Annotated in this window: 11 protein-coding genes; 6 read left to right on the top strand and 5 right to left on the bottom strand. The window is 66.5% G+C overall.

Going from position 1 to position 12,601, the window contains the following annotated elements; all coding sequences use genetic code 11:
• The 4 genes from C9412_RS15670 to C9412_RS15655 form a co-directional block, all read left to right on the top strand.
• A partial coding sequence (locus C9412_RS15670; protein ID WP_258190288.1) for a methyl-accepting chemotaxis protein occupies positions 1 to 506 on the top strand: 506 nt, incomplete at its 5' end.
• Positions 507 to 543: 37 nt separating this feature from the next.
• A complete protein-coding gene (locus tag C9412_RS15665) occupies positions 544 to 1,413 on the top strand; it encodes a CheR family methyltransferase (RefSeq protein WP_107232489.1) in 870 nt (289 codons plus the stop codon).
• Positions 1,410 to 2,006, top strand: a complete 597-nt coding sequence (gene cheD / locus C9412_RS15660; RefSeq protein ID WP_014037083.1) for a chemoreceptor glutamine deamidase CheD — start codon at positions 1,410 to 1,412, stop codon at positions 2,004 to 2,006. The genes C9412_RS15665 and cheD overlap by 4 nt, the downstream gene beginning before the upstream one ends.
• Positions 2,003 to 3,076, top strand: coding sequence for a chemotaxis response regulator protein-glutamate methylesterase (locus tag C9412_RS15655; protein WP_107232488.1), 1,074 nt, complete (start codon positions 2,003 to 2,005; stop codon positions 3,074 to 3,076). The genes cheD and C9412_RS15655 overlap by 4 nt, the downstream gene beginning before the upstream one ends.
• Positions 3,077 to 3,300: 224 nt before the next feature.
• On the opposite strand, the gene acnB is transcribed toward C9412_RS15655, so the two are convergent.
• Genes acnB through C9412_RS15640 form a run of 3 tightly spaced genes read right to left on the bottom strand, consistent with a single transcriptional unit; the run spans position 3,301 to position 6,565 of the window.
• On the bottom strand, positions 3,301 to 5,892 hold the full coding sequence (acnB, locus tag C9412_RS15650; protein WP_107232487.1) for a bifunctional aconitate hydratase 2/2-methylisocitrate dehydratase: 2,592 nt from the start codon (positions 5,890 to 5,892) through the stop codon (positions 3,301 to 3,303).
• 43 nt (positions 5,893 to 5,935) lie between these two features.
• Positions 5,936 to 6,334, bottom strand: a complete 399-nt coding sequence (locus tag C9412_RS15645; protein WP_008267153.1) for a type II toxin-antitoxin system VapC family toxin — start codon at positions 6,332 to 6,334, stop codon at positions 5,936 to 5,938.
• A gap of 6 nt (positions 6,335 to 6,340) precedes the next feature.
• Entirely contained in the window at positions 6,341 to 6,565 is a 225-nt protein-coding gene (locus tag C9412_RS15640; RefSeq protein ID WP_008268694.1) for an AbrB/MazE/SpoVT family DNA-binding domain-containing protein, read from the bottom strand.
• 301 nt (positions 6,566 to 6,866) lie between these two features.
• Between C9412_RS15640 and acnA the strand changes: the two genes are divergently transcribed.
• Complete coding sequence (gene acnA, locus C9412_RS15635; protein ID WP_107232486.1) at positions 6,867 to 9,620, top strand: aconitate hydratase AcnA; 2,754 nt, start codon at positions 6,867 to 6,869, stop codon at positions 9,618 to 9,620.
• A gap of 86 nt (positions 9,621 to 9,706) precedes the next feature.
• Here acnA and C9412_RS15630 read toward each other — a convergent pair whose 3' ends face one another.
• Together C9412_RS15630 and C9412_RS15625 are read right to left on the bottom strand one after the other, a co-directional pair.
• Positions 9,707 to 10,162, bottom strand: coding sequence for a hypothetical protein (locus C9412_RS15630; protein WP_146160186.1), 456 nt, complete (start codon positions 10,160 to 10,162; stop codon positions 9,707 to 9,709).
• Positions 10,163 to 10,278: 116 nt separating this feature from the next.
• Positions 10,279 to 11,829 (bottom strand): BCCT family transporter, encoded by a 1,551-nt coding sequence (locus tag C9412_RS15625; RefSeq protein ID WP_107232484.1) that lies wholly within the window; start codon positions 11,827 to 11,829, stop codon positions 10,279 to 10,281.
• Between the two features lie 169 nt (positions 11,830 to 11,998).
• Between C9412_RS15625 and betI the strand changes: the two genes are divergently transcribed.
• Entirely contained in the window at positions 11,999 to 12,589 is a 591-nt protein-coding gene (betI, locus tag C9412_RS15620; RefSeq protein ID WP_107232483.1) for a transcriptional regulator BetI, read from the top strand.
• Positions 12,590 to 12,601 lie beyond the last annotated feature (12 nt).

The following is a 12,601-nucleotide window of genomic DNA, read 5'->3' as shown; positions in this document are numbered from 1 at the left end:
GCACCCTCGCCCAGCGCTCGGCCGCCGCTGCCAAGGAGATCAAGGGCCTGATCGATGATTCGGTCGGCAAGGTCGCCGAGGGCTCCAGCCTGGTCCATCAGGCCGGCAGCACCATGGGCGAGATCGTCGCCTCGGTGCAGCGCGTGACCGACATCATGGCCGAGATCTCCGCCGCTTCGCAGGAACAGAGCGCCGGCATCGAGCAGGTCAACCAGACCGTGGTGCAGATGGACGAAACCACCCAGCAGAACGCTGCACTGGTGGAAGAAGCCACTGCCGCGGCGCGCGCGATGGAAGACCAGGCCGCACAGCTGGCCGACGCCGTGGCGATCTTCCGCCTCGACAACCAGGTCTCCGCTGCAGTGAAGGCGGTTGCCGCACGCGTGGAGCCACCACGCACCAGCACCGTGGCACGTGCGCAGCCGACCAGAACGCCCGCGCCGGTCCGTCACAGCAGCAACGCCAGCACCTTCGTCGCCAGCGACAGCGACTGGCAGGAATTCTGAGACCCACCCGCGGTGGCTGCGGCCACCGCCCTCGCCGATGGACACGTCCCCCGTGCAAAGTCCTACTCCCATCGTCACCGGCCCACGCGAATTCGAGTTCGCCGACCGTGATTTCCGCCGTGTCTGCGACCTGATCTACCAGCGCGTGGGCATCGCCCTCGCGCCGGCCAAGCGCGACATGGTGTATGGCCGTCTGTCGCGCCGCCTGCGCACGCTGGGCATGCGCAGCTTCCAGCAGTACCTGGATCATCTGGAACAGGACGACGGCGACGAGTGGCAGGCGTTCACCAACGCGCTGACCACCAACCTGACCTCGTTCTTCCGCGAGCCGCATCACTTCGACAAGCTGCGCGAAGAACTGCAGCAGCGCTCCAGCCGCTCGCCGCTGCTGCTGTGGTCGTGCGCGGCGTCCACCGGCGAAGAACCGTACTCGATAGCGATCACCGCCTGCGAAGCGTTCGGCACGCTGAAGCCACCGGTGCGCATCGTCGCCACCGATGTCGATACCCAGGTGCTGGCCACCGCTGGCCGCGGTGTCTACAACATCGATCGGGTCGCCAATCTCGATCCGGACCTGCGTCGCCGCTACTTCCAGCGCGGCAGCGGCCCCAACGAAGGCCAGTGCCGGGTGCTGCCGGCGCTGCGCGAGCTGATCGAATTCCGTCCGTTGAACCTGCTCGCCCCGCGCTACGACGTCGGTGGCCCGTTCGACGCGCTGTTCTGCCGCAACGTGATGATCTACTTCGACAAGCCGACCCAGCGCGCCATCCTCGGACGGCTGGTGCAGCACCTGGCTGAAGACGGCCTGCTCTACACCGGCCACTCGGAGAACTACCTGCACGCCGCCGACCTGATCCAGCCCTGCGGGCGCACCCTGTACCGCCGTGCCGCGAGGGCCAGCGCATGAACGCCTCGCTGCGTACCGACGATGTGATGCGCTACCAGGACGCGCGTTTCCAGACCATCGCCGCCAAACTGCTGCCGACCCAGTACCTGGTGGTCGATGACACCACCGCGCTGACCACCACGCTGGGTTCCTGCGTGGCCGCCTGCCTGCGCGACCCGGTGCTGAAGATCGGCGGCATGAACCACTTCCTGCTGCCCGAAGGCAATGCCGGCGATGGCGCGCCCGCGCGCTACGGCAGCTATGCGATGGAGCTGCTGATCAACGACATGCTCAAGCGCGGCGCGCACCGCAAGCGCATCGAAGCCAAGGTGTTCGGCGGCGCCAACGTGCTCAAGGGCTTCACCAGCAACCCGGTCGGCACCCGCAACGCCGAGTTCGTGCGCCAGTATCTGCAGGCCGAGCACATCCCGATCATCGCCGAGGACCTGTGCGGCATCCATCCGCGCAAGATCTGGTTCTTCGCCGACACCGGCCGCGTGGTGGTGCAGCGCCTGCCGCATGCCCACGAAGCCGAAGTGGCCGCCACCGAATCGGCAGTACGTGCACGCCTGTCCAAGGCCCCGGTCACCGGCGGCGTGGAGCTGTTCGAATGACGCTCACCGGCAACGCCCCCTGCCGGGTCCTGATCGTCGACGACTCCGCCGTCGTGCGCCAGATGCTCACCGAGATCCTGTCCAGCGATCCGACCATCGACGTGGTCGGTACCGCTGCCGACCCGTTGCTGGCGCGCGAGAAGATCAAGCGCCTGGCGCCGGACGTGATCACCCTGGACGTGGAAATGCCGCGCATGGACGGACTGGCGTTCCTGGAAAACCTGATGCGCCTGCATCCACTGCCGGTGGTGATGATCTCCTCGCTGACCGAGCGTGGCGCCGACACCACGCTGCAGGCGCTGGCGCTGGGCGCGGTGGATTTCGTGTCCAAGCCCAAGCTTGATGTGGCGCGCGGCCTGCAGGGCTACGCTGATGAGATCATCGCCAAGGTGAAGATGGCGGCGCGCTCGCGGGTGCGCCCGCTGATGCGCAGCAGCGCACCGAAGCTCACGCTTGAAGCCGCCCCGGCAATGCGTCCGGCCGCACCGCAGTTCCGTACCACCGACCGCCTGATTGCGATCGGCTCCTCGGCCGGCGGCACCGAAGCCCTGCGCGTGGTGCTGGAAGGCATGCCCGCCGATGCGCCAGCGGTGGTGATGACCCAGCACCTGCCCGCCAGCTTCAGTACGGCCTTCGCCGAGCGCCTGGACCGCCACTCGGCGATGGCGGTGCGCGAGGCCAGCGACGGCGAAGCGGTACTGCCCGGCCACGCCTACCTGCCGCCAGGTGGCAAGCACCTGCGGATCATCCGCGACGGTGCACGCTGGCGCTGCCGTGTCGACGATGGCCCGGCGGTGAACCGGCACAAGCCCGCGGTGGACGTCTTGTTCCGTTCGGTCGCGCAGAGCGCCGGCGGCAATGCGATCGGCGCCATCCTCACCGGCATGGGCGACGACGGCGCACGCGGCCTGCTGGAAATGCGCCAGGCTGGCGCGCCGACACTGGTGCAGGACGAGGCCACCAGCGTGGTCTGGGGCATGCCCGGCGCTGCGTTCAAGCTGGGTGCGGCCGAGGAACAGGTACCGCTGGAGCGCATCGCCGAGCGCCTGCTCGCCCTCGCCCGCACCTGAAGGGACCTCTGTAGAGCCGAGCCACGCTCGGCTGCTTTACGCGCCCTGCTCCGGAAAGCCGAGCATGGGCTCGGCTCTACAGGGCATCACGGGGCAAAGAAAACCTCCGGCTTTCACCGAGGGTTCTTCGTTTCAACGAACTGCCGGCCAGCGGCCGGCACTACCGTGCATCGTCGGCTCACAAAAAAACCCCCGGCGCGAGCCGGGGGTTTTCCGTCACCGCATCAGGCAGCGACCGTCTTGGCCACGTCCTGGTATTCCTCGATCTGGTCGAAGTTCATGTAGCGATAGATCTCGGCGCCGCTGGCAGCGATCACGCCGATATCGGCCATGTACTCTTCCTTGGTCGGGATGCGGCCCAGGCGCGAGCAGATCGCGGCCAGTTCCGCCGAACCCAGGTACACGTTGGTGTTGCGGCCCAGGCGGTTCGGGAAGTTGCGGGTCGAGGTCGACATCGCGGTGGAGCCTTCGCGGATCTGCGCCTGGTTGCCCATGCACAGCGAGCAGCCCGGCATTTCCATGCGTGCGCCGGTGGCGCCGAAGGTGCCGTACACGCCTTCCTTGGTCAGCTCGGAGGCATCCATCTTGGTCGGCGGGGCCACCCACAGGCGGGTCGGCAGGTCACGCTTGCCGTCCAGCAGCTTGGCGGCCGCACGGAAGTGGCCGATGTTGGTCATGCACGAACCGATGAACACTTCATCGATCTTGGCGCCGGCCACTTCGGACAGCGTCTTCACGTCGTCCGGGTCGTTCGGGCAGGCCACGATCGGCTCGTGGATATCGGCCAGGTCGATCTCGATGACGGCGGCGTATTCGGCGTCGGCATCCGGCTCCAGCAGCTCCGGGTTGGCCAGCCACGCTTCCATCTTCTCGATACGGCGCTGCAGCGAACGCGGATCCTGGTAACCCTCGGCAATCATCCACTTCAGCAGGGTGATGTTGCTGGTCAGGTACTCGATGATCGGTTCCTTGTTCAGGCGCACCGAGCAACCGGCCGCCGAGCGCTCGGCCGAGGCGTCGGACAGTTCGAAGGCCTGTTCGACCTTCAGTTCCGGCAGGCCTTCGATTTCCAGGATGCGGCCGGAGAAGATGTTCTTCTTGCCAGCCTTGGCCACGGTCAGCAGGCCCGACTTGATGGCGTACAGCGGAATGGCGTTGACCAGGTCACGCAGGGTCACGCCCGGCTGCATCTTGCCCTTGAAGCGCACCAGCACCGATTCCGGCATGTCCAGCGGCATCACGCCGGTGGCGGCGGCGAAGGCGACCAGGCCCGAACCGGCCGGGAACGAAATGCCCACCGGGAAACGGGTGTGCGAGTCACCACCGGTACCGACGGTGTCCGGCAGCAGCATGCGGTTCAGCCAGCTGTGGATCACGCCGTCGCCCGGGCGCAGCGAGATGCCGCCACGGGTGGAGATGAACTCCGGCAGGGTGTGGTGGGTCTTCACGTCCACCGGCTTCGGGTAAGCGGCGGTGTGGCAGAACGACTGCATCACCAGGTCGGCCGAGAAGCCCAGGCAGGCCAGGTCCTTCAGCTCGTCGCGGGTCATCGGGCCGGTGGTGTCCTGCGAGCCGACCGAGGTCATCTTCGGTTCGCAGTAGGTGCCCGGGCGCATGCCCTGGCCTTCCGGCAGGCCACAGGCGCGGCCGACCATCTTCTGTGCCAGCGAGAAGCCCTTGCCGGTATCGACCGGCTGCACCGGCAGGCGGAACAGATTGGTCGGGGCCAGGCCCAGCGCTTCACGCGCCTTGCCGGTCAGGCCACGGCCGATGATCAGCGGAATGCGGCCACCGGCACGCACTTCGTCGAACAGCACGTCGGACTTGACCTGGAATTCGGCGATCACTTCGCCGTTCTTCAGCGCCTTGCCTTCGTACGGACGCAGCTCGACTACATCGCCGTGCTCCATCTTCGACACGTCCAGCTCGATCGGCAGCGCGCCGGCATCTTCCATGGTGTTGTAGAAGATCGGGGCGATCTTCGAACCCAGGCAGACGCCACCGGCGCGCTTGTTCGGGATGAACGGAATGTCATCGCCGGTCCACCACAGCACGCTATTGGTGGCCGACTTGCGCGAGGAACCGGTACCGACCACGTCGCCCACGTAGGCGACCAGGTGGCCCTTGTCCTTCAGGTCGAGGATCTGCTGGATCGGGCCGCGCTTGCCGTCTTCTTCCGGGGTGAACGGCGCGTCGTCGCGCTTGTTCTTCAGCATCGCCAGGGCGTGCATCGGGATGTCCGGGCGGGTGGTTGCGTCCGGCGCCGGCGACAGGTCGTCGGTGTTGGTTTCGCCCGGCACCTTGAACACGGTGACGGTCAGGCTCTGCGGCACTTCCGGGTTGCTGGTGAACCACTCGGCATCGGCCCAGCTCTGCAGCACGGCCTGGGCGTTGGCGTTGCCGGCCTTGGCCTTTTCCTGCACATCGTGGAACGCATCGAACACCAGCAGGGTTTTCTTCAGGCCGTTGGCGGCGATGGTGCCGACGATGGCATCGTCCAGCAGCTGCACCAGCGGGGCCACGTTGTAACCGCCGAGCATGGTGCCCAGCAGTTCGGTGGCGCGCTCGCGGCTGATCAGCGGGTTCTGCTCGCTGCCCAGCGCGATCGCGGCCAGGTACGAGGCCTTGACCTTGGCTGCGTCATCGACGCCGGCCGGCACACGGTGGGTCAGCAGGTCGAGCAGGAACTCGGCCTCGCCCTGCGGCGGGTTCTTCAGCAGTTCGATGACATCGGCCGTCTGCTGCGCGCTCAGCGGCAGCGGCGGGATGCCAAGCGCAGCGCGCTCGGCGACGTGGTGGCGGTAGGCTTCCAACATGACAACTCCCGGGTAATGCGTAGGTTGAAAAAACAAAGTGGGCTCAGGCTTGCGGCACGATCAGCTTCAGGCCCTTGAAGTAGTCGCGGTAAAACGTGTCGTTCCAGGTGATCAGGCCATCGCACTGCAGCAGTGCGTGGGCGCCGACCATGAATTCGTCCAGGCTGCGGCGGCTGCCGCTGCGCTGGCGGTGACGGCGGTGCATCTCGCCAGCGCGCAGCGCCGACTTGGCTTCCATCGGATTGAAGTGCACGCCCATTTCTTCCAGCGCTTCGAGCACTTCGGCACCGCCGCGCAGCGATGCGCAGACTTCGGCCAGGGTCGCGCCGCAGACCACCACGCGGCCACCGACCAGGCTCTGGCGCAGGATGGCTTCCACCGCATCGGCCTGCGGGCCATTGCTGAGCAGTTCGACCAGCACCGGTGAATCGACGGCGATCATCACCGGTCAGTCCTCGTCGCGCACCGAACGCACGGCGGCGTCGGACGATTCGAAACCGTCCAGCGCGAACTTGCCGCGCGCCCGTGAAATGGCATCGTCAACACTCTTGCGCAGGATGATGCGGCTGCCGTCCAGCTCGACCTTCAGCAGCGTGCCCTTGGTCAGGCCGAGGGCATCACGCACCGCCTTGGGCAGGGTGATCTGTCCGCGTTCTGCAACAGTGGCTTCCATCGGTAGGCCCTCCAGAGTATGCACAAATTATACATACTCCCCCGGGCATACTTCCACCCTGAACAGGACCGGCGACCCGCCAGCCCTTGCCTCGCAAAGGATCGGCCACAAACGTGACATACGCCATACACCTTCCCCTGTAGTCTGGAACCGATGCCGCAGGCCGGACCCGGCCCGGGTGAATCCATTCAGTTTCGGGTTCATACTGGAACCACCGGGGCCACCAGGCCCGCGGCGACCGCAAGCAGGCCCGCCCACGCGCGAGCCACTGCAAGCCATCCGCAAGAAGGAGTTACCCCGCATGAGCGATTCGTTCTCCACTCGCAGCCAGCTGAACGTCGGCGGCAAGACCTACGACTACTTCAGCCTGCCCACGCTGGGCCAGCGCTTCGATATCTCCCACCTGCCCTACTCGATGAAGATCCTGCTGGAGAACCTGCTCCGGCATGAGGACGGCGGCGCCACCGTCGGCCCGGACCACATCGAAGCCGTGGCCCGCTGGAACCCGTCCGCCGAACCGGACACCGAAATCGCCTTCATGCCGGCGCGCGTTGTCCTGCAGGACTTCACCGGCGTGCCCTGCGTGGTCGACCTGGCCGCGATGCGCGATGCGGTGGTCAAGCTCGGCGGCTCGCCCGAGCAGATCAATCCGCAGATTCCCTCCGAGCTGGTCATCGACCACTCGGTGCAGGTCGACGTGTTCGGCAAGCCCGACGCGCTGGACCTCAACGGCAAGATCGAATTCCAGCGCAACCAGGAACGCTACGGCTTCCTGCGCTGGGGCCAGAAGGCCTTCGACAACTTCAAGGTGGTGCCGCCCAACACTGGCATCGTCCACCAGGTGAACCTGGAAAACCTGGCCCGCGTGGTGATGACTGCGGACAAGGACGGCAAGGCGGTGGCCTACCCCGATACCGTGTTCGGCACCGACAGCCACACTACGATGATCAACGGCATCGGTGTGCTCGGCTGGGGCGTGGGCGGCATCGAAGCGGAGGCGGCCATGCTCGGCCAGCCGTCGTCGATGCTGATCCCGCAGGTGGTCGGCTTCAAGCTGACCGGCAAGCTGCCCGAAGGTGCCACCGCCACCGACCTGGTGCTGACCGTCACCCAGATGCTGCGCAAGCTGGGCGTGGTCGGCAAGTTCGTCGAGTTCTACGGTGACGGCCTGCAGCACCTGCCGCTGGCCGACCGCGCCACCATCGGCAACATGGCCCCGGAATACGGCGCCACCTGCGGCATCTTCCCGATCGACGCCGAATCGCTGAACTACCTGCGCCTGTCCGGCCGCAGCGAAGAGCAGATCAACCTGGTCGAGGCCTACGCCAAGGCGCAGGGCCTGTGGCACGAACCGGGCAGCCCGCACGCCCAGTACAGCACCACGCTGGAACTGGACATGGGCACGGTGAAGCCGTCGCTGGCCGGCCCCAAGCGCCCGCAGGACCGCGTGCTGCTGGAAGATGTGCAGAAGAACTACCGCGAAGCGCTGGTCGGCATGACCGCCAACCGTGACAAGCGCAGCGAGGATGTGTCCTCGTTCGTCAATGAAGGCGGCGGCGCTGCGGTCGGCAACGAGCAGCTGGCCAAGGGCTTTGCCGACATCGAGATCGAGAACCGCAAGGTGCGGCTGAAGGACGGCGCAGTGGTGATCGCCGCCATCACCTCCTGCACCAACACCTCCAATCCGGCGGTGATGATCGGCGCCGGCCTGCTGGCCCGCAACGCGGCGGCCAAGGGCCTGAACCGTCAGCCGTGGGTGAAGACCTCGCTCGGCCCAGGCTCGCGCGTGGTCACCGATTACCTGGAAAAGGCCGGCGTGCTGAAGGAGCTGGAAAAGATCGGCTTCTACGTGGTCGGCTACGGCTGCACCACCTGCATCGGCAACTCCGGCCCGCTGCCGACCGAAGTAAGCGCCGGCATCGCCGCCGGCGACCTGGTGGTCACCTCGGTGCTGTCGGGCAACCGCAACTTCGAGGGCCGCGTCCATCCCGAAGTGAAGATGAACTACCTGGCCAGCCCGCCGCTGGTGGTGGCCTACGCCATCGCCGGCACCACCGACATCGACCTGACCACCCAGCCGCTGGGTACCGGCAGCGATGGCCAGCCGGTGTTCCTGCGCGACATCTGGCCGAGCAACAAGGAAATCGGCGATGTCATCGCCGCCACCATCGGCCCGGAGATGTTCAAGCAGAACTACGCCGACGTGTTCAAGGGTGATACCCGCTGGAACACCATCGCCTCGCCGGACGGCAACCTGTACGAGTGGAGCGATGCCTCCACCTACATCAAGAACCCGCCGTACTTCGATGGCATGACCATGCAGACCGGCAGCATCGACGACGTGCACGGCGCACGCGTGATGGGCCTGTTCGGCGACTCGATCACCACCGACCACATCTCCCCGGCCGGCAACATCAAGAAGGACTCGCCGGCCGGCCGCTTCCTGCAGGAACGCGGCGTGCAGCCGGCCGACTTCAACAGCTACGGCAGCCGCCGCGGCAACGATGACGTGATGGTCCGCGGCACCTTCGCCAACATCCGCATCAAGAACCTGATGTTCGGTGGCGAGGAAGGCGGCAACACCCTGTACTACCCGGCCGGCGGCGGCCAGCCGGAGAAGCTGGCGATCTACGATGCGGCCATGAAGTACAAGGCCGACAAGGTGCCGCTGGTAGTGCTGGCCGGCAAGGAATACGGCACCGGCTCGTCGCGCGACTGGGCGGCCAAGGGCACCCTGCTGCTGGGGGTGAAGGCGGTCATCGCCGAAAGCTTCGAGCGCATCCACCGCTCCAACCTGGTCGGCATGGGCGTGCTGCCGCTGCAGTTCCGCAACGGCGAGAACGCGCAGAGCCTGGGCCTGGACGGCTCGGAGGTGATCGACATCACCGGCCTGCAGGACGGTGCCAGCAAGCGCGCCACGGTCACCGCGACCAGGGCCGACGGCACGAAGAAGACCTTCGAGGTCTCGGTGATGCTGCTGACCCCGAAGGAAGTCGAATACTTCCGTCATGGCGGCCTGCTGCAGTACGTGCTGCGCCAGCTGGCCAGCAAATAACGCCCGACCTGTAGAGCCGAGCCATGCTCGGCTGCATTACCGCAAACCGCAGCCGAGCATCGGCTCGGCTCTACAGATGCACCGCCCTACCGCCCGACGCCGTAGATCCGCCACGGCGCCGCGCTCGGCCCGACGTCATACACCAGGCCACGCAGGCCCTCCGGCATCACCGTCTCGCCGTCGGCAGCGCCGGTGTTGAGCACGGTCACCACCATCTCGAACGCCGGATGCGGCGCCTGGCCGATGCGCGAGCAGACCACGCCACGGTCTTCGTAGTGCACCACCGGGGTAAATCCACCATCGCCGCAGGCCACCGCAACGAAACGGTAACCGCGATCGTCGGCACTGCCTGGCATCAGCGCGTGCGCGGCGTATGACACCCGCCCCTGCCCGCCCGCATAGGCCGGCACCTGCACGCGGAACTGGCCGATGTCACCCACCGCCAGTACCGGAAAATCGAGCTGCTGCATCGGCGGCGGCATCGGCTCGGCACACAGCGGAACCGCAGCGGACAGCAACAGGCCACAGAGAAGTCGTTTCATCGGGATCTCCTGCTTGAAGAGACCCCATGGTCGATCACGACGGCATCTGACGTATCTAGGAATGCAATGAAATGTGGCAGGCATCGGCACGCGCCGATGCCCACCCGCACCGTCCCTCAGCGTCGCGGCGCGTCCGGGTCGGTGCGCAGCGCCTTCAGCAGGCCCCACATGTAGAACGCCAGGATGAACGAGAACGGCAGGCCGCACAGCACCACCGCCGTCTGCATCGCGCTGAAGTTGCCGGCCAGCAGCAGGCCGACGCTGGCCACGGTGATGCCCACCGCCCAGAACACGCGCAGCCAGATCGGCGCGTCATGGCCGTCCTCCACGCCGTCATCGACGCGGCGGGTGCACAGGTTGGCGATCATCAGCGTGCCCGAGTCGACCGGGGTCAGGAACAGCACGAAACCGATCACCACTGCGGCACCGGCCACGTACGGCGCGGCAGGCAGGTATTCCAGCAGCTTGAACAGCGTCATCGCCGCATCATTCTGCGCCACCTCGCCGAGGATCGCCTGGCCGTGGTTGAGCACCAGGTCGATGGCGGTATTGCCGAAGATCGACAGCCACGCCAGGGTGAAGCCGAGCGGGATCAGCAGCACGCCCATGATCACTTCGCGGATGGTGCGGCCACGCGAGATGCGCGCCACGAAAAGACCGACGAACGGCGCCCAGGCAATCCACCACGCCCAGTAGAACAGCGTCCACGAGCCCATCCACTCGCGGCCCTTGGGGTCGTTGAGGTACATGTCGAAGCTCTTGCGCACGAACGCGCCCAGGTAGTCGCCGGTGTTCTGGATCAGGCCGTCGAACAGGTGCAGGGTCGGGCCGGTGACCAGCACGAACAGCAGCAGGCCGCACAGCAGGCGCACGTTGAGATTGGAGAGCCAGGCGATGCCCTTCTCCACACCCGCCACCACGCCGATGGTGGCCACCACCATCATCACCAGCACGATCGCCACCAGCACCTGCGGCGTATCCGGGATGTTGAACAGGTAGACCAGGCCGGACTGCACCACCAGCGCACCGATACCGAGGTTGGTCACCATCGAGATCAGCGTGGCCAGAATGCCGAAGCCATCGACCATGTCGCCGATGCGGCCATGGATGCGCTCACCGAAGATCGGGTACAGCGCCGAGCGCAGCGCCAGCGGCAGGTCGCGGCGGTAGGCGAAGTAGCCCAGCGCCACGCCGACCAGCGCGTACAGCGCCCAGCCGTGCAGGCCCCAGTGCAGGAAGGTCAGCACCATCGCCTCGCGGCCGGCGGCCACGGTGCCGCCGGGCTGCCCGGGCGGACGCAGGAAATGGTCCAGCGGCTCATAGGCGCCGTAGTACAGCAGCGCGATGCCGATGCCGGCCGAGAACAGCATCGACACCCAGGCCACGTAGCCAAACGCCGGTGATTCCTCGTTATGGCCCAGGCGGATGCGGCCATACGGCGAGAACGCCAGCCACAGCACGAAGCCCAGGCACAGCACGATCAGCAGCATGTACCACCAGCCGAACGCGGCCGAGACCTCGGCCTGCGCCCATTGCAGCCAGTGCTCGCTGCCTTCGGGATAGAGAACGGTGAGCAGCCCGAGGATGCCGATCGACACCGAGGAGCTGAAGAAGACAAAACGGTTCAAGCGCAGGGGCGAACGCTTGGGATGAGCCAGGGAAGACATGGGGTCGTCTCATCAGTCCGGGGGAGCACATGGGCGGGGCCGGACCGGTAAACCGGGCCCATGGCGTGGGGCGCGAGCGCATCCTAGGGTTTATTGATTGAACGTTCAATCAATAAAAAGCATAATGGCCGGCAGCCCGATCCTTCGGGTCGCAATCCGTGGAGAGACAATGCCGAAGAAAGGCGTGGAACCGGTACGGCGCGAACAGCTGATCCGGGCCACTTTCCAGACCATCGACGAGATCGGCATGGCCGATGCGACCGTCGCCACCATCGCGAAGAAGGCCGGGCTGTCCAGCGGTATCGTCGCCCACTACTTCGGCGACAAGGACGGCCTGCTCAATGCTGCAATGCGGCAGATCCTGCGTGAACTGAAGGATGCCGTTGCCCGCTACCGCGCCGACGTCGGCGACGATCCGCGCGAGCAGCTGCGCGCGATCGTCGATGGCAACTTCGACGACAGCCAGATCAACGGCACCGCGATGCGCGTCTGGCTGACCTTCTGGGCCGCCAGCATGCACCAGCCGGAACTGGCCCGGCTGCAGCGCGCCAACGACCAGCGCCTGTTCTCCAACCTGTGCCACCAGTTCAACCGCCTGCTGCCCCACCCGCAGGCCCGCCTGGCCGCCCGTGGCCTGGCCGCGATGATCGACGGCCTGTGGCTGCGCGGCAGCCTGGTCGGCGGCCAGTTCAACGCCGAGAAGTCCCGGCGCATCGCATACGGCTATATCGACTTCCAGTTGCAGGCTGGCGCGCTATAAGCGCTTCAGCAC

Source organism: Stenotrophomonas sp. Nf1, assembly GCF_003028475.1.
Classification (GTDB): domain Bacteria; phylum Pseudomonadota; class Gammaproteobacteria; order Xanthomonadales; family Xanthomonadaceae; genus Stenotrophomonas.
Note: the sequence above shows the minus strand (reverse complement) of the source record. Positions and strands in the feature narration are given on the sequence as shown.